This is a genomic window from Paraburkholderia eburnea, from assembly GCF_002917095.1.
Classification (GTDB): domain Bacteria; phylum Pseudomonadota; class Gammaproteobacteria; order Burkholderiales; family Burkholderiaceae; genus Paraburkholderia; species Paraburkholderia eburnea.
The window spans coordinates 243228-260298 of record NZ_PQGA01000001.1; the positions used below are offsets into that span (position 1 = coordinate 243228).

Sequence of the window (17071 nt, forward strand, 5' to 3'; positions counted from 1 at the left end):
TCTCAAGCGTGGTGTTCTTGCGTTTGTTCAGTGTACGGGGCGTGCCCAAGCGCGGGCACGAGCGCCTCGTGCGGGCCGTCGCGGATCAGCGCGAGCGGATGGCCGAACGCCTCGCTCGCGCGCTCGGCCGTGAGCACGTCGCGCACGGGACCGGCCCAGCAGCCACCGCGTCCATCGAGCAGCAAGGCGTGCGTCGCATAGCGGCGCGCGAGGTTGAGATCGTGGCAGGACAACACCACGGTGCGCGACGCGGCACGCACCCATTGCCCCAGCGCTTCGAGACAGGCGATCTGATGATGCAGATCGAGATGCGCGAGCGGTTCGTCGAGCAACAGCAGCGGCGCATCCTGGCACAGCACCGCCGCGAGCGCGACGCGCTGACGCTCGCCGCCCGAAAGCGAGAGCACATCGCGCGCGGCGAACGCTTCGAGACCGAGTTGCGCGAGTGCGGCGTGCGCGGCGGCGCGGTCCTCTTCGCTCTCCCAGCCCCAGCCCGCGAGATGCGGATAACGGTTGAGCAGCACGATGTCGAGCACGCTGGCGCTGAAGGCATCGCGCACGTCTTGCGGCATCAGCGCGCGGCGTTGCGCGAGACGCGCGGGCTTCCAGTCGCGCAGCGCGATGCCGTCGATTTCGACGTGGCCCGCTGCCGCAGGACGCAAGCCCGCGAGCGTGGCGATCAAGGTGGTTTTGCCCGCGCCGTTCGCGCCCGCCACGCACCAGATTTCGCCTGCGCCGAAGCGTTGCGTGAGGTTTTCGATGAGCGTGCGTGCGCCTGCGCGCAAGCTCAGCGCGTGCGTTGCAAGTGCCGGCTTCGCTGCGCCCGTTGCTGCGTTCATCGCCGTGCTCATGACGTGCTCCTGCGTAGCAACATCCACAGGAACACGGGCACGCCCGCGAGCGCGGTCACGACGCCCACCGGCAATTGCGTGGGCGCGGCAAGCGTGCGCGCCGCGAGATCGGCGGCCATCACCGCGAGGCCGCCCGCGAGCGCCGAAGCGGGCACGAGCATGCGCTGGTCGTTGCCGAATGCGAGCCTCAACAGATGCGGCACGACAAGACCGACGAAGCCGATGGTGCCGCCCGTCGTCACGGCCGCCGCCGCCGCGAGCGAGGCCGCGAGATAGACGCCCAGGAGCAGACGCAGCACAGGCACGCCAAGCGCCTGCGCGGCGGCGTCGCCGCGCAGCAGCACGTTCAAACGCGGCGCGGCGCTCACACCGAAGATCAGCACAAGGGCCAGCGCGATCCACGCGGGCCATGCCGTGCCAACGCCGTCGAGATCGCCCGTGAGCCAGAACAGCATGCCGCGCAGACGCGTATCGGGCGCAAGCGTGAGCAACAAGGTGATGAGCGCGCCCCACCCGGCCGCCGTCACGGCGCCCGTGAGCAGCAGGCGCGGCGAGCTGTCCTGCGGTTCGCCGCGCCAGAGGTCGCGGCGCGCGAGGCCGAGCACGAGCAGGATCGATGCGAACGCGCCCGCGCAGGCGCTCGCCTGCACGGCCCACCACGCGAAGCCCGCGATCATCGCGACGAGAGCAAACGCGGCCGCGCCACCCGATACGCCCAGCACATAGGGCTCCGCGAGCGGATTGCGCAGCAGCACCTGCAGCAACGCCCCCGCGAGCGCGAGCAACGCGCCACAGGCGAAGCCGCCGAGCGCGCGCGGCAGACGCAGCGTATGCACGATGTCGCCTGCGAGATCGTGCGTTCCAGGCGTGGGTGAAAACGCGGGCAAAATCGCATGCAGCGCCTGCGCGAACGTCACCGGCACGCTGCCTGTCACGAGCGAGGCGAGGAACACCGCGCACGATGCCGCCGCGAGCACGCACCAGATCGTCACGGCGCGACGCGCGTGCATCGCGGGACGAGCGGCGCCAGGCGCACGCGTGATCGGCGGCGCGTGAGGGTGGCGCGGTTGGTCGGTGCTTGCGGTTCGCATCGTGGGCGGTAGTAGTCGGATTCGGGAGGCACGCGAGGCGTGCTGCGCTATTGTCCGTTTTTTTGCCTGCCGGGAGGAACCAGCCCGCAAAAAGCCCGCAAAAACAGGCGTTAAAAACACGCGCAGATGCACACGTCATGCCGCGACAACGTCTTGACCCCGGTTTTAACTGGCACACGCGTTTAGAAGCGCCCATCTATCGCGCGTCAACAAAGCGTCATTATTGCGCCGCACACACGATCGACACGCTTTTCGCGGCCCGGCAAAAGGCGTTCCCGTGCGTCGATGCGGGCCACGCTTTGGGCCGGGAACTGCAAGATGCGGGCAAGAAGCAGGGTTGTTACGTCTGGAAACGTCATGGATGTCGGAATACGCGACAATCCGCGCTAGAATGCCTGTCTTTAGAGGACGCAGCACATGCTCAACGAACTCGAAACACTCTCACAAAACATCGGGCGGCTGATCGAGATCAATCAGCGCCATCATGAAGCACGCGTGGCGCTCGAAGAGCAACTCGCGCAATTGACCGCGCAATGCGAAGCGACGCGCGCCGAACTCGAGCAGGTGCGCGAAGAGCGCAACACGCTGCAAGCCGAGCGCGATGGTCTCTCCGCCAAGATCGACGACGCGCAGGTCCGCCTGAACGCGATCCTCGAAAAGCTGCCTCGCGTACGCGCGAGCGCGGAGCGCGAGAACCAGCTCGATCTGCTCGACCCGTCGTCGCAGGATGCCGCCGCCGACAACGCCGCTCGCCACGGAGAAAATGCATGACGACCAGACAGATCGAAGCGACGATTCTCGGCCAGACCTATCGCCTCGCCTGTTCGCCGGAAACCGAAGCCGCGCTGCTCGAAGCGGTTGCGCGCGTGGATTCGGAAATGTCGAATATCCGCAACCACAGCAACGTGCGCGGTCAGGACCGTATTGCCGTGATGGCGGCGCTTTCGCTCGCCTCGGAACTGCTGCGTCTGCAGACCAGCGTGCGTCACGGCGAAGCATTCCCAGCCGAAGAAATCCGTCGTACAATGCGCCAAATGAATGAACAGCTTGGCGCAGTGATACAGCAGTACGGTGTGTGATAAGCACACGACAAGCGCAGTGTTCGAAATACAGAATTCGACACACAGCGCTATAAAAGCCGCCACGTAATGCGTTAGAATGATGTTCATCGAAGCGTACACAGTACGTTTCGAAACAGGTTTAGTCAGCTTCCCTGCCTGGTTCGCCAAGGTCATATATTCCTTGAACCAATGCCATGTGCACGGTTGCGGAAATTTGTAGCACGGGTGTGCGCGTCACTAGTCTGATGTACCCGAAGTGCTGCTAACTGCGACCAATTCTGAACCCTCGGTTCAGGATGCCGGCCTAGCGGCTAAGGCGGGGACCTATTCGAACGGCATCGGACATGAGTCCGATGCCGTTTTCCATTGGGGCCCGCGTTTTTCATGCGTGTGGCGCGCTCTACGCTGCTCGATACGCGTTAGCCTCGCTCTCCTCCACTTCCGACGTTCTTCTTCGACTCATGCGCTACTGGCTAATGAAGTCCGAACCCGACGAAGCAAGCATCGACGATCTCGCGAATGCCCCGCAGCGCACGTTGCCGTGGACCGGCGTGCGCAACTACCAGGCGCGCAATTTCATGCGCGACACGATGCAGATCGGCGATGGTGTGCTCTTCTATCATTCGAGCTGCCCCGAACCTGGCATCGCGGGTCTCGCGCAGGTGTCGTCGACGCCTTATCCGGACCCCACGCAGTTCGATCCGAAAAGCCCCTACTACGACGCCAAATCCACGCAGGAAAACCCGCGCTGGATGCTCGTCGATGTCGTGTTCGAGAAGAAGTCCGCGTTGATCCCGCTGGCCGCGTTGCGCGAACATGACGAACTCGCGCAGATGCGTGTGCTCGCCAAAGGCAATCGCCTTTCCATCACGCCGGTCACGAAGGCCGAGTGGGATTTCATCACGAAGCGGCTGATGTAACGCGGCTCGCCTTCATCGAGGGCGGCGGGAACCGCGCGCGTGGTGTATCGCTCAAAGAACACGCACGGCCGCACACGTTTCACCTCCAGCAGCTTCACCTCTGCACACACAGCCGACACGCGTGCCCTAACTTGCGCACAATCATGCGCTCGCGCGGCACGCGCTCGTGCGTGGGCAGATGCTCATGTTCGTGTGCCGGCCGCTTGCGAAATCCGTTCTGCAAGGAGCCAAAATGAAGAGAACAACCGCTGTCACGCTCGCCGCCGCTTTTGCCGCCGCTGTCCCGCTGGCCATGACGATTGCGCCGCGCGCCGCGTTCGCGCAGAGCGAAGCGCGCTATCAACCCTCGGGCGTGCTCTCGCTGTCCTCGCAGGCAAGCGCCGAGGTGCCGCAGGACGTCGTCACGATCACGCTGTTCTACGAGCAGGAAGCGGGCGATCCCGCGACGCTGACCAACACGCTCAATCAACGCGCCGACGTGGCGCTGCAAAAAGCCAAGGGCGTCGCGGGCGTGACCGCGCGCTCGGGCCAGTTCTCGATTTATCCGTCGACCGATCGCGACGGCCGTATCTCCGCATGGCGCGGTCGCACGGAGGTCGTGCTCGAATCGCATGACTTCGCGGCGGCATCGAAACTCGCGGGCGATATCTCGTCGGTGATGCAGGTGGGCAACGTGCAGTTCTCGCTGTCGCCCGAAGCGCAGCGTGCCGCCGAACAGAAACTTTCCGGCGAAGCGATCGCCTCGTTCCGCGAACAGGCATCCGCTGCCGCGCGAGCCTTTGGCTACAGCAGCTATTCGATTCGCGACGTGAACGTGGGCCATAACGGCGTGATGCCGCGTCCGATGATGATGATGAGCGCACGCGCCGCGAGCGCCGACGCGAAGATGGCGCCCATGCCGCTCGAAGGCGGCACGTCGACGGTGAGCGTCAACGTGTCGGGCTCGGTGCAGATGAAGTAAAGCGAAGTAAAGCGAACCCGGTCGCCGCAGCATGAAAAAAGCCACGGAAAACCGTGGCTTTTTTTCGCGCGCGTCACGTGAGCGACGCGCCATGCGTTGAACGCCGGTCAGCTCTTCACGCCAACCGTCTGCTGCGAGGCGGGGTTGCGCTTCGCGCGGCGATACGCCCAGATCATCATCAGCACGCCCGCGATGATCATCGGCAGCGAGAGCCACTGCCCCATCGACAGACCCAGCGCAAGCAGGCCGAGGAAGTCGTCGGGTTCGCGTGCGAACTCCACGGTGAAACGCGCGAGACCATAGCCGATCAGGAACATCGCCGAAATCGCGCCAACCGGACGCGGCTTGCGCGAGAACAGGATCAGCACGATGAACAGCGCGAGGCCTTCGAGCGCGATTTCGTAAAGCTCGGACGGGTGACGCGGCAGCAGGTGGTACTGCGCGAACACTTCGTTCAGATGCCACTTCGCCGCCAGCGCCGGATGCGATTGCAGCCAGGCGGCGTCGTCGTTCGCCGCGCCCGGGAACATCATCGCCCACGGCGAATCGGGCGAGGTCACGCGGCCCCAGAGTTCACCGTTGATGAAGTTGCCCAGACGTCCGGCGGCCAGTCCCGTCGGCACCATCGGCGCGACGAAGTCCGTCACCTGCAGCCACGTGCGCCCGCGTTGCCACGCGAACAGCACCATCGCGAAAGTCACGCCGAGAAAGCCGCCGTGGAACGACATGCCGCCTTCCCAGACCTTGAAGATGTCGAGCGGATGCGCGAAGTACCAGCTTGCCTTGTAAAACAGCACGTAACCCAGCCTTCCGCCCAGAATGGTGCCGAGCACGCCGTAGAACAGCATGTCGTCGATGTCCTTCGCGGTCCAGCCCTGCGCGGCCACGAACGGCAGGCGCAGGCGCAGGCGGCCGATCACGATCGCGAGAATGAAGCCGACGAGATACATGAGGCCGTACCAGCGCACGGCGAGCGGCCCCAGATGGATGGCGACCGGGTCGAAATTCGGGTGGATGAGCATCGTGGAAAGCGTTCTTGTCGGCGGTGAGCTGTGAAAGCGGATTGCAGGATGCGCCGCGGTTGGCGACGCCGAAGCGTGACATTATCGCCGACGCGAGCGGGCGCGAGCCATTTTGCGCATTTCCGGCGCGCGCCGACTTCAGGAGCCGGAGAGGAAAGCAGCGTGCGAGCGCACGATTTCGATGAACGCCGCCAGCACCGGGCTGACCTCCGCCGCGCGCCAGACGAGACCCGTTTCGATGGTCGGCGCGGCTTGCGCGAGCGGCCGGTACACCACGCCCGTGCGCCGCAGATGGCGCAGCGATTGCGGCACGAGCGCCACACCCATTCCCGCCGAAACGAGGCTTACGATCGTCTGCATCTGGATCGCTTCCTGCCCCACGCGCGGCGCGAGACCCGCCGCGCCGTAGCAGTCCATGATCGTGTCGTAGAACCCCGGGGCCAGATGACGCGGGAACACCACGAGCGGCGCCTCGGCGATCTCGCGCAGGCTCACGGGCGTCTCGCACCAGCCGTCCGCATCGTCCGCGGCGTTCGCGTCGTCCGGTTCATCCGCCCTTGGGCTGCCCGTGCGCGCGGCGAGCGCCGTGGGCATGGCGATCACCAGCGGCTCGCGTGCGACGCTCAAATACGCCAGTTGCGCCGCGTGACGCGGCGGCACGGGCGCAATCACGAGGCCCGCGTCGATGCGGCCCGCCACGAGTTCCTCGACCTGCACGTCGCTGGTCGCCTCGGTCAGTTGCAGGCGCACGCGCGGATAACGCGCGCCGAATTCGCGCAGCAACGCCGGCAGCAAACCGTAATCGGCGGTCGAAACGAAGGCCAACGCCAGCACACCGGCCTCGCCGCGCGCGAGGCTCTGCGCGTGCGGGCGCAACGCCTCGGCGGCCGCCAGCAGACGCCGCACCTCGGGCAGCAGATCGGCGCCCACGGCGGTCAGCTCGACCGAGCGGCGCGTGCGCGCGAACAGTTCGACGCCCAGCGTGTCCTCCAGCGCGCGGATCGCCTGCGAAAGCGGCGGCTGCGTCATCGACAGGCGTGCGGCGGCGCGGCCAAAGTGCTGCTCCTCGGCCACGGCCACGAAGTAGCGCAACTGGCGCAGGTCGGGAATCGTGTTGCTCATGTTCGCATTGATACTTTTTTCGACTCAATAAGCCACGAATAATATATTGGACATTGTGCTCGCGAAATACCATTCTGTTTCGACGTGCCGGCGCACCGTCGATAACCACTCCCTGCCGGCTCGCAAGACTCAGCCCAACGGAGCGTCCCCATGTCCTACAACCGTCGTTCGAAGCACATCACGCAAGGCGTTGCGCGCTCGCCGAACCGCTCGATGTATTACGCGCTCGGCTACGAGAAGGCCGACTTCGACAAGCCGATGATCGGCGTCGCCAACGGCCACTCGACGATCACGCCATGCAACGCGGGCCTGCAGCGTCTGACCGATGCGGCCGTGGCCGCCGTCAAGGGCGCCGACGCCAATCCGCAGACCTTCGGCACGCCGACGATCTCCGACGGCATGTCGATGGGCACCGAGGGCATGAAGTACTCGCTCGTCTCGCGCGAAGTGATCGCCGACTGCATCGAGACCTGCGTGCAGGGGCAATGGATGGACGGCGTGGTCGTGATCGGCGGCTGCGACAAGAACATGCCGGGCGGCATGATCGCGCTCGCGCGCATCAACGTGCCGGGCATCTACGTGTACGGCGGCACGATCCGCCCCGGGCACTGGAAGGGACAGGATTTGACCATCGTGTCGGCGTTCGAGGCGGTGGGCGAATTCACCGCCGGGCGCATGAGCGAAGAGGATTTCGAAGGGGTCGAGAAAAACGCCTGTCCGTCGACGGGCTCATGCGGCGGCATGTACACGGCCAACACGATGAGTTCGTCCTTCGAGGCGCTGGGCATGTCGCTGCTCTACTCCTCGACGATGGCCAACCCCGATCAGGAGAAGGTCGATTCGGCGGCTGAATCGGCGCGCGTGCTGGTCGAGGCGGTCAAGAAGGACCTCAAGCCGCGCGACATCATCACGAAGAAGTCGATCGAGAACGCCGTGGCGCTCATCATGGCGACGGGCGGCTCGACCAATGCCGTGCTGCACTATCTTGCGATCGCGCACGCCGCCGAAATCGACTGGAGCATCGACGACTTCGAGCGCATGCGCAAGAAAGTGCCCGTGATCTGCGATCTCAAGCCGTCGGGGCAGTACGTGGCCACCGACCTGCACGCGGCGGGCGGCATTCCGCAAGTGCTCAAGCTGCTGCTCGACGCGGGTCTGCTGCACGGCGATTGCATGACCATCACCGGCCGCACGATCGCCGAGGAACTCAAGGACGTGCCCTCGAAGCCGCGCGCCGACCAGAAGGTGATCTATCCGATCGACCAGGCGCTCTACAAGGAAGGGCATCTCGCGATCCTCAAGGGCAATCTCGCGACGGACGGCGCGGTCGCCAAGATCACCGGCCTGAAGAACCCCGTCATCACCGGCCCGGCGCGCGTGTTCGACGACGAGCAGAGCGCGATGGAAGCGATCCTCGCCGACAAGATCAAGGCCGGCGACATCGTCGTGCTGCGCTATCTCGGCCCCAAGGGCGGCCCTGGTATGCCGGAGATGCTCGCGCCTACCTCGGCGATCATCGGCAAAGGGCTGGGCGAATCGGTCGGCCTCATCACCGACGGGCGCTTCTCGGGCGGCACGTGGGGCATGGTGGTCGGGCATGTAGCGCCCGAAGCGTTCGAAGGCGGCACGATCGCGCTCGTGCAGGAAGGCGACTCGATCACCATCGACGCACATCAGTTGTTGCTGCAACTGAACGTGGACGACGCCGAACTCGCGCGACGCCGCGCCGCGTGGAAGCAACCCGCGCCGCGTTACACGCGCGGCGTGATGGCGAAGTTCGCGGCGCTCGCGCGGCCCGCGAACCAGGGCGCGGTGACGGGATGAGGGATGAGGGATGAGGGATGAGGGATGAGGGATGAGGGCTTGCAGGCGGTCTCGTCGGCAGACATAGGCGAGGCAAAGCGGCGCGCTGTCAGACCGCGCGCCCTTTGCTCCTATAATGCGACGACACAGCCGGCGACCACGCTGGCGGAGACCAGCATGAAACTGAAGTCGCAAGCGAAGAACAAGACAGCGACGCCGGCCGCCCCGCTGGCATTGACCATTGCGGCTATCGCATTGATCTGCACACTGGCTGCCCCCAGCGCCCGCGCCCAGGCAGGTCCGGGCAGCGCCCCGAGCGGCCTTGCGCTCGCGCAACAGCAGAACTGCATGAGCTGCCATTCGGTGACGCGCACCTTCATGGGCCCGGCGCTGCGCGATGTCGCGGCGAAATACGCGGCCAAACCCGAGGCGCAGGCCTATCTCTCGCACAAGATCACGGAAGGCAGCGCCGGCGTGTGGGGCACGGTGCCCATGCCCGCCAACACGCAATTGAGCCCAGGACAAGCGGCCACGCTCGCAAGCTGGATTCTCACGCTGAAGTGATAAGACGCGTCGATCCCGCCGAGGGCAGGCGACGCGATCGACGGTTCAGATGATCAGGGAACCCTGAATCGGAAACTCACGCGCCGGGCGTCGTGCCGTGCGTCGCGCGCGCGGCCAGTTCCTCACGCACGGCGGACTTGACCCAGCCTTTGAGTTCGGTTTCGAGCGCAAGGCCAATCTCGCGCGACACTTGCCCCACGATCCAATGCGCATGCTCCTGCATCGCGGCGCTGCAGCGCTGCTCGATCACGCCGCGTCCCTCGCCGGTCAGCCAGCTCAGGGCGCGTCCGCGCAGACGCTCGACCAGGGCATCGGCGTCATGGGCGTAAAGGGCGTAGGTGTCTCCAGGCGTGGGCGCCTGGACCGGCTCGGGTTCGTGCGCCAACGTGGGTTCGGGCACGGCATGGGCGGCGGCCATCGTCTCGGGCGACGCGGGCGTGGCCACCGGCTCAGGCGCGCCTTCGGGCACGCTCGCCGCTTCCGGCGCGGGCGCGCGAGCGAACGGCGAGCGCGCACGCAGCAGATTGCCCGCCACGAGGACGTCGTTCAAAAGCGGGATCGGCGCCTCTTCGATCTCATGCAGGTCGGACACGATCACCTCCTTCGGAATCGATCACGCAAATCATCAAACCGGGCGGCGCGCGACGCTGATGACGCTGAAAGCGCTCAACCGCCCTGCTTGTAGTTGTTCAGCGTATAGCCGCGGTCGCGATAGAAGCGATAGCGCTCGCGGCCCGACGCCAGCTCTTCGGGCGCGTCGCCGACGACTTCCAGTAGACGCTCGAAGCGCGCGAACTGCTGCGGCACCGCAGCGCCCAGGTTGAGCAGCACGCGATGATGCGGCGCACGCTCGAGATCGGCGGCCAGCACGATGGGCGTCTGCGCGGCGAGCGCGCTGTCGGCCATGCAGTGCGGCACGAACTCGAGCGGCGAGTACGTCCACAGCAACTCGTCGAACGTGCGCAGGCGCGCGGGCTCGGCCAGCACGACAACCTGCTGGTCGGCCAGATACGCCTTGCGCACGAGTCGGCAAGCGTACAGCAGCGCATCGCCCACGTTGGTGTGGAAGTCGATGCGCGTCATGCGGCGTTCCCTGCATTCACGACTATCGACGTCATTGTGCCGAGCGACCGTCCGCGGCCCGATCGATGAGGAACTGCGCGAGCAGCGGCACCGGACGGCCCGTGGCGCCCTTGGCCGCGCCGCCCTTCCATGCGGTGCCCGCGATGTCGAGGTGCGCCCACGGATACGCTTCGGTGAAGCGCGACAGGAAGCACGCCGCCGTCACCGCGCCGCCCGGACGCCCGCCGATGTTGGCGATGTCCGCGAAGTTCGACTTGAGCTGGTCCTGATACTCGTCGTCGAGCGGCAGACGCCACGCCGGATCGCTGGCTTCACGCGACGCGTCGAGCAATTCACCCGCGAGCGCATCGTCCTTCGAGAACAGGCCGCTGTTGTGATGGCCCAGCGCGATCACGCAGGCGCCCGTCAGGGTGGCGATATCGATCACGGCAGCCGGCTTGAAGCGCTCGACATAAGTGAGCGCGTCGCACAGGATCAGGCGGCCTTCGGCGTCCGTGTTGAGGACTTCGACGGTGAGACCCGCCATCGTCGTGACGATGTCGCCGGGCTTCGTGGCGTTGCCGGCAGGCATGTTCTCGCAGGTCGGAATGACGCCGATCACGTTGAGCTTCAGGCCCATTTCCGCGACCGCACGCATCGTGCCCAGCACCGAGCCCGCGCCGCACATGTCGTACTTCATCTCGTCCATGCCCTCGCCGGGCTTGAGCGAGATGCCGCCCGTGTCGAACGTGATGCCCTTGCCGACCAGCACGATGGGCGCGGCCTTGGCGCTGGCGCCCTGGTAGTGCAGGACGATGAACTGCGGCGGCTCGACCGAACCTTTTGTTACAGAAAGAAACGAGCCCATCTTGAGCGCTTCGATCTGCCGCTCGCCCAGCACTTCGGCCTTGAGCTTCCAGTCGCGTGCGAGCTTCTTGGCCGTGGCCGCCAGATACGTAGGCGTGCAGACGTTGCCCGGCAGGTTGCCGAGGTCGCGCGTGAGGTCCATGCCGTTGGCCAGCGCCACGGCCTGCCTGGCGGCGACCTTGGCCGCCTTTTCTTCGGCTGCGTCCACGCTGAAGACGACGCGCTTGAGCGCGCGCTGGGCCACGTCGGGCTTGCTCTTCATCTGCGTGAAGCGGTAGGTCTCGTTGCGCAGCGCGAGGATCGCGGCGCGCACGCCCCATTCGCCGGTGCGCTCCTTGATGGGCAGCTGCGCGAGCGAGAAGGTCACCTGGGCGATGCGGGTCGCGAGAATCGCGCGCCAGGCGGCCCTGACGGCTTCGCCATAGGCCTTCTGGCCGAATGCGTCCTGCTTGCCGAGTCCGACCAGCAGCACCCGCGAGGCGCCGATACCGGTCACTTCCGGCAGGAACAAGGTCGAACCGGGCTTGCCGTCCATGTCGCCAGCCTTGACGACGCGGGCAATCGTGCCGCCGAGGGCGCTATCGATCACGAATGCCGGGCCGGAGAGAGTCTGTGCTTCGAAGACACCGACCACGACGCAATCCGACTTGCCGGTCAGGAAGGGGCCTTCCCCGCCTTTGCTCCAATCACAGGCTTTTATGCTAAAGTCCATCGCGCTTGTCCTCGGATAAAATCAGGGCTTAGGATGAAAGCCGCAATTATCCGCTATTTTTCCCGCGGCGGCTCCTGGGTGGTAGCGCAAGCTGCGCGGCGCCCGGCGCAGGCCGCCCGCCCTGCCCATCTAGAATGATCTTCGAACGTTCCCTGCAGCGCGAACTCGCGTACACGGCCGGCGCCGTGTTCATGGTTCTGCTCACGATCATGCTGACGACGATGATGATCCGCATCGTCGGCTTCGCGGCATCGGGCCAGATCGACCCGCGCGACGTGCTGGTCCTGATCGGCCTGACCGTGATCGGCTATCTCGCCGTGATGCTCATCGTCACGCTTTTCGTGTCGATCCTGTTCGTGCTCACGCGCTGGTACAAGGATTCCGAAATGGTCGTCTGGCTCGCCTCCGGGGTGAGCCTCACGCGCCTCATCAAGCCGATCGCCGTGTTCTCCACGCCGATCATCCTCTTGATCGTGTTCTTCGCCTTCATCGGCTGGCCGTGGTCGAACGCGCAGAGCAAGCTGATCCGCGCGCGCTTCCAGCAGCGCGATGAAGTGTCGCTGCTCGCGCCCGGCCAGTTCCGCGAATCGCCCACCACGCATCGCGTCTTCTTCATCGAAAGCATGAGCCCCGACCAGGCGCGCGTGGAGAATGTGTTCGTCACGAGCACGGAAAACGGCAAGGTCAACGTGATCGTGTCCAAGACCGGCCACACCGAAACCACCCCAAACGGCGACCGCTTCATCGTGCTGGAGAACGGCCGCCGCTACGACGGCGAACCGGGACACCCCGACTTCCGCATCTCCGAATTCCAGCGCTACGGCGTGAAGATCCAGAGCCAGCCCGTGGTCAATACGCCCACGGCGAGCACGACTTCGACGCCGGATCTGCTGCGCAATCCGACCAACGACAATCTGGGCGAATTCGCCTGGCGCATGGGCCTGCCGCTGATCGCGATCAATCTGATGCTGCTGGCGATCCCGCTCGCGTACCAGAATCCGCGCCGCAGCCGCACGATCAACCTCGTGATGGCCGTGCTGATCTACCTCACCTATTCGAACCTGCTCAACGTCGTGCAATCGCAGATCGAGCAAGGCAAGATGTCGTTCGGCTTCGGCCTCGTGATCCTGCATATCGTGGTGCTCGCGCTCGTCGCCTTTATTTTCTGGCTGCGTGTGCGCAACCGGCCGCTCTTTACCCGCGCGACCTTCAGCCGCGCGTCGCAGGGGAACTGACCGATGCGCATCTACGAGAAATACTTTGCGCGTCAGGTCTATCTGACGTTCATCTTCATTCTGTTCGCCTTCTCCGGTCTGTTCTTCTTCTTCGACCTGATCAACGAGCTGAATTCGGTCGGCCACGGCAACTACAAGTTCATCTACGCGGTGCTGCGCGTGGCGCTGCAGTCGCCGTCGCGGCTCTATGAAATCATTCCGGTCGCCGCACTCATCGCCGCCATCTATGTGTTCGCGCAGATGGCGGCAAGCTCGGAATTCACGATCTTCCGCGTCTCGGGTCTCGCGACCGGGCAGGCGCTGCGCTCGTTGCTCAAGATCGGCATTCCGCTCGTGCTGCTCACCTATCTGATCGGCGAAGTCGTCGGTCCGTACACGGATCAGCTTTCCGAGAAGGTGCGTCTGGAAGCGCTCGGCTCGGCGGTGTCGACGGACTTCAAGTCGGGCGTCTGGGTGAAGGACACGCTCACCAGGCGCGCCGACGGCGAGCAGGCCACGCGCTTCGTCAACGTGGGAGAACTGCAGCCGGACGCGACCATCACGAATGTGCGGATCTACGAATTCGATTCGCAGTTCCGTCTCTCGAACGTGCGCGTGGCGCAAAGCGGCAAGTTCCAGCCGCCGGGCCACTGGCTGCTCAAGGACGTGACGGACACCGAACTGATCAGCGTGCCCCCGCCGCCGAACCAGCCAGCCGACGCGCTCGCGCCGATCTATCGCGCGACGCAGACTTCGACGCCCGAATATTCGTTGCGCTCGGAACTCACGCCGCAGATTCTTTCGGTGCTGCTGGTGTCGCCTGACCGCATGTCGATGTTCAACCTGTTCCGCTACATCCAGCATTTGCAGGAAAACCATCAGGACACGCAGCGCTATGAAATCGCGTTCTGGCGCAAGCTGCTTTATCCGTTCGCGGTGTTCGTGATGCTGGTGCTGTCGCTGCCGTTCGCGTATCTGCATACGCGTGCGGGCGTGGTGGGCGTGAAGGTGTTCGGCGGGATCATGCTCGGCATGAGCTTCCAGCTCGTCAACACGCTGTTCTCGCACATCGGCAATCTGAATACCTGGCCCGCGCCGCTCACGGCGGCGACACCCGCGTTGATTTATCTGGCGCTAGGGTTGCTGGGCCTGAAGTGGGTGGACCGGCACTGACGTTCGGTCAGGCATCGTTCTCTGGAGTCGCGACGATGGTTACCCTCAACAAGCACGGCATGATCCTGTTTGGCCACGGCGCGCGCGATGCGCGCTGGAAAGAGCCATTCACGCGACTGGCGGGCAAGCTGGCCGCCTCGCGCGGCGCGGCGGGTCCCGTCGATCTCGCGTTTCTCGAACTCATGACGCCGGGCCTGCCCGAAGCCATCGACGCGCAGGCCGCGCAGGGCTGCACGGCCATCACCGTGGTGCCGGTATTCTTCGGTCAGGGCGGTCATATCCGCCGCGATCTGCCGGCACTCATCGCGCAGTGCCAGGCCGCGCATCCGGATCTGCGGATCGACTGCGCGACGGCCGTGGGCGAGGATGACGGCGTGCTCGACGCAATCGTGCAGTACTGCCTCACTTACGAAACCTAGTCACGACACTTGAAAGCATGGACGTAAACGCAAGAAGGGCCGCTTTTCAGCGGCCCTTCTGCTTTCTGGTGGCACAGCCCCCGTCTTGATTCTCAAGCGGCGGCCAGACGCTCATCAGTCTGATCCGCCTGCTGCCCTGCCCTTTCGGCAAATGCCTCGCCGATCATGAGCAGGCTCGGCTGCGCCGCGTCGAGCCAGTCCTGTGCCTCGCCCGCCGCCAGCCCAGCCAGCGTCAACGTGAGCATGCGCTCGCGCGCCGTGCTGCACGCTTCGACGATCGCCACCGGTGTCGTGCCCGCCCGGCCCGCGTCGATCAACTGCTGCGCGATATCGGGCGCGCTGTCGCGGCCCATATAGAACACCAGCGAATCGGCATTCACATGCTCGCGGATCTCCTCGCTGCCTGCCGCGCGCGAATAGGTCGCGAGCGCCACGCTGCGCGAGACGCCGCGCAGCGTCAGCGAGCGTTGCAGCGTGGCGGCGCTGGCGAGCGCCGCCGTGATGCCCGGCACGACTTCGAATTCGATGCCTGCGGCTTCGAGCGCGCGCATTTCCTCGTCGGCGCGACCGAACAGCATCGGATCGCCGCCCTTCAGACGCACGACGATGTCATGCTCGCGCGCCGCATCCACCAACTGCTTGTTGATGAACTGCTGCGCCGTCGAGCGCTGGCCACAGCGCTTGCCGACCGCGATGAACTTCGCGCCTTGAGGCGCATAGTCGAGCATCGCCGGCTCGACGAGCGCGTCGTGCAGCACGACCTGCGCCTGGCCCAGCAGGCGCGCGCCGCGTACGGTGATGAGATCCGCGGCGCCCGGTCCGGCGCCGATCAGATAAACCTTGCCCATATTTTCCAACCCTGTATCGACCGGAGCGAGCGTGCGCGCTTCAAGTGACTTAAGCCGTAAGCGCGCGGATCATGCCCGCAGCCACCGTATGATGCGTTGCCTCGTCGATGAGAACGAACGCGCCGGTGCCGGGATGTGCATCATACAGGTCCGCAACCAAAGGCTTTTGCAGCGTGAGCGCCACGCGGCCGATGTCGTTCATGGCGAGGTCCTGGCGGTCCACCGCGTGCGACAGCGTATGCACGTCGAGCACTTCCTTGATCGCGCCGATCTTCGCGAACACCGTGCTGGTGGTCTGCTTGAGCAGGTACTTGCGCGCCGTCGAAAGCGGCTCTTCGTCGAACCAGCAGAGGTCCGCTTCGAGCTTCTTGGCCGGTTGCGTGTCGTCGCCGGCGGGCACGAAGGTGTCGCCGCGCGAAACGTCGACATCTTCCGCCAGGCGGATCGTCACGGTCTGGCCCGCGAAAGCGCGATCGACCTGCGCCGTGCCGCCCGGCACCGGCGCGATGATTTCCGCGACGGTTGCGGCGCGGCCTGCCGGCAGCACCGTGATGGCGTCGCCGAGCTTCACTTCGCCCGCTTCGATACGGCCCATGTAGCCGCGGAAATCGTCGGCGCTCGAACCGTCCTGGCGCGCGACCCATTGCACGGGGAAGCGCAGCGCCTCGCCCGTCGGCTGCGCGACCGGCAGGGCTTCGAGCAGATCGAGCAGCGGCTCGCCCGCGTACCACGGCATGCGCTCGCTCAGCGTCACGATGTTGTCGCCCTTGAGCGCCGACACCGGCACGAAGCGCACATTGGCGAGGCCAAGCTGGCGCGCGAGCGCGACGTAGGCTTCGCGGATCAGGTTGAAGGTCGCTTCGCTGTAATCGACCAGATCCATCTTGTTGATCGCAACGATCACGTGTTGCAGGCCGAGCAGCTTGACGATGGCGCTATGGCGCTTGGTTTGCGGCAGCAGTTGCGTCACGCCGTTCTCGACCGTCACGCGCGTGGGGTCGATCAGGATGATCGCGGCGTGCGCGGTGGACGCGCCCGTGACCATGTTGCGCGTGTACTGCTCGTGGCCCGGGGTATCCGCGATGATGAACTTGCGCTTGGCCGTGGCGAAATAGCGGTACGCCACGTCGATCGTGATGCCCTGCTCGCGCTCGGCTTCGAGGCCGTCCGTGAGCAGCGACAGGTCGATTTCGTCGCCGACGGTGCGCTTGTTCTTCGCGCGCGAGAGCGCCGAGAGTTGATCCGAAAGGACTGCCTTGCTGTCGTACAGCAGGCGGCCGATCAGCGTGCTCTTGCCGTCGTCCACGCTGCCTGCCGTGATGAAGCGCAGCACGCCGAGGTCTTCAGGTTGATGCGTCGTAACCATGTTCAATTCTTCCTC

The 17071-nt window shown here is 65.3% G+C and carries 18 protein-coding genes and 1 other RNA gene; 10 read left to right on the forward strand and 9 right to left on the reverse strand.

Annotated features, from left to right (window positions below):
- Positions 1–2: 2 nt before the first annotated feature.
- Together B0G62_RS01130 and B0G62_RS01135 are read right to left on the reverse strand one after the other, a co-directional pair.
- Positions 3–851: an ABC transporter ATP-binding protein gene (locus B0G62_RS01130; RefSeq protein ID WP_244193069.1), complete on the reverse strand. Its 849-nt coding sequence runs from the start codon at positions 849–851 to the stop codon at positions 3–5.
- Positions 848–1861, reverse strand: coding sequence for a FecCD family ABC transporter permease (locus tag B0G62_RS01135; protein ID WP_103701704.1), 1014 nt, complete (start codon positions 1859–1861; stop codon positions 848–850). The genes B0G62_RS01130 and B0G62_RS01135 overlap by 4 nt, the downstream gene beginning before the upstream one ends.
- A gap of 498 nt (positions 1862–2359) precedes the next feature.
- On the opposite strand from B0G62_RS01135, the gene B0G62_RS01140 reads away from it, so the two are divergent.
- The 5 genes from B0G62_RS01140 (at position 2360) to B0G62_RS01160 (ending at position 4884) form a co-directional block, all read left to right on the forward strand.
- Complete coding sequence (locus B0G62_RS01140; protein WP_103701706.1) at positions 2360–2713, forward strand: ATPase; 354 nt, start codon at positions 2360–2362, stop codon at positions 2711–2713.
- Positions 2710–3021, forward strand: coding sequence for a cell division protein ZapA (locus B0G62_RS01145; RefSeq protein ID WP_103701708.1), 312 nt, complete (start codon positions 2710–2712; stop codon positions 3019–3021). Before B0G62_RS01140 ends, B0G62_RS01145 begins: the two co-directional genes overlap by 4 nt.
- Positions 3022–3149: 128 nt before the next feature.
- A non-coding RNA gene (ssrS, locus tag B0G62_RS01150) (6S RNA) lies at positions 3150–3330 on the forward strand.
- Positions 3331–3464: 134 nt separating this feature from the next.
- Positions 3465–3923: an EVE domain-containing protein gene (locus tag B0G62_RS01155; RefSeq protein WP_103701710.1), complete on the forward strand. Its 459-nt coding sequence runs from the start codon at positions 3465–3467 to the stop codon at positions 3921–3923.
- Between the two features lie 232 nt (positions 3924–4155).
- The gene (locus tag B0G62_RS01160) at positions 4156–4884 is read left to right on the forward strand and encodes an SIMPL domain-containing protein (protein WP_103701712.1); all 729 of its coding nucleotides are present in this window, start codon (positions 4156–4158) and stop codon (positions 4882–4884) included.
- Between the two features lie 107 nt (positions 4885–4991).
- Here the strand turns inward: B0G62_RS01160 and lgt are convergent, their stop codons facing one another.
- Both lgt and B0G62_RS01170 read right to left on the reverse strand, forming a co-directional pair.
- Complete coding sequence (lgt, locus tag B0G62_RS01165) at positions 4992–5906, reverse strand: prolipoprotein diacylglyceryl transferase (RefSeq protein WP_103701714.1); 915 nt, start codon at positions 5904–5906, stop codon at positions 4992–4994.
- A 138-nt stretch (positions 5907–6044) separates the two neighbouring features.
- The gene (locus tag B0G62_RS01170; RefSeq protein ID WP_103701716.1) at positions 6045–7028 is read right to left on the reverse strand and encodes a LysR family transcriptional regulator; all 984 of its coding nucleotides are present in this window, start codon (positions 7026–7028) and stop codon (positions 6045–6047) included.
- A 150-nt stretch (positions 7029–7178) separates the two neighbouring features.
- Here B0G62_RS01170 and ilvD point away from each other — a divergent pair, with 150 nt between their 5' ends.
- Positions 7179–8852, forward strand: coding sequence for a dihydroxy-acid dehydratase (gene ilvD / locus B0G62_RS01175; RefSeq protein ID WP_103701718.1), 1674 nt, complete (start codon positions 7179–7181; stop codon positions 8850–8852).
- A 156-nt stretch (positions 8853–9008) separates the two neighbouring features.
- Positions 9009–9395 (forward strand): c-type cytochrome, encoded by a 387-nt coding sequence (locus tag B0G62_RS01180; RefSeq protein ID WP_103701720.1) that lies wholly within the window; start codon positions 9009–9011, stop codon positions 9393–9395.
- Between the two features lie 76 nt (positions 9396–9471).
- Here B0G62_RS01180 and B0G62_RS01185 read toward each other — a convergent pair whose 3' ends face one another.
- The 3 genes from B0G62_RS01185 to B0G62_RS01195 all read right to left on the reverse strand — a co-directional run bounded on the left by B0G62_RS01185 (position 9472) and on the right by B0G62_RS01195 (position 12036).
- Positions 9472–9987: a DUF2486 family protein gene (locus B0G62_RS01185; protein ID WP_244193070.1), complete on the reverse strand. Its 516-nt coding sequence runs from the start codon at positions 9985–9987 to the stop codon at positions 9472–9474.
- A 74-nt stretch (positions 9988–10061) separates the two neighbouring features.
- Positions 10062–10478: a DNA polymerase III subunit chi gene (locus tag B0G62_RS01190; protein ID WP_103701722.1), complete on the reverse strand. Its 417-nt coding sequence runs from the start codon at positions 10476–10478 to the stop codon at positions 10062–10064.
- A gap of 31 nt (positions 10479–10509) precedes the next feature.
- Positions 10510–12036 (reverse strand): leucyl aminopeptidase, encoded by a 1527-nt coding sequence (locus tag B0G62_RS01195; RefSeq protein ID WP_103701724.1) that lies wholly within the window; start codon positions 12034–12036, stop codon positions 10510–10512.
- Positions 12037–12170: 134 nt separating this feature from the next.
- Here B0G62_RS01195 and lptF point away from each other — a divergent pair, with 134 nt between their 5' ends.
- Genes lptF through B0G62_RS01210 form a run of 3 tightly spaced genes read left to right on the forward strand, consistent with a single transcriptional unit; the run spans position 12171 to position 14842 of the window.
- Positions 12171–13271, forward strand: a complete 1101-nt coding sequence (gene lptF / locus B0G62_RS01200) for an LPS export ABC transporter permease LptF (protein WP_103701726.1) — start codon at positions 12171–12173, stop codon at positions 13269–13271.
- A gap of 3 nt (positions 13272–13274) precedes the next feature.
- Positions 13275–14423 carry an LPS export ABC transporter permease LptG gene (lptG, locus tag B0G62_RS01205; RefSeq protein ID WP_103701728.1) on the forward strand — a complete coding sequence of 383 codons (1149 nt, stop codon included), beginning with the start codon at positions 13275–13277 and terminating at the stop codon, positions 14421–14423.
- A gap of 35 nt (positions 14424–14458) precedes the next feature.
- Positions 14459–14842, forward strand: a complete 384-nt coding sequence (locus tag B0G62_RS01210) for a sirohydrochlorin chelatase (RefSeq protein ID WP_103701730.1) — start codon at positions 14459–14461, stop codon at positions 14840–14842.
- 92 nt (positions 14843–14934) lie between these two features.
- Here the strand turns inward: B0G62_RS01210 and cobA are convergent, their stop codons facing one another.
- Entirely contained in the window at positions 14935–15690 is a 756-nt protein-coding gene (cobA, locus tag B0G62_RS01215; protein WP_103701732.1) for a uroporphyrinogen-III C-methyltransferase, read from the reverse strand.
- Between the two features lie 49 nt (positions 15691–15739).
- Entirely contained in the window at positions 15740–17056 is a 1317-nt protein-coding gene (locus B0G62_RS01220) for a sulfate adenylyltransferase subunit 1 (RefSeq protein ID WP_103701734.1), read from the reverse strand.
- Positions 17057–17071 lie beyond the last annotated feature (15 nt).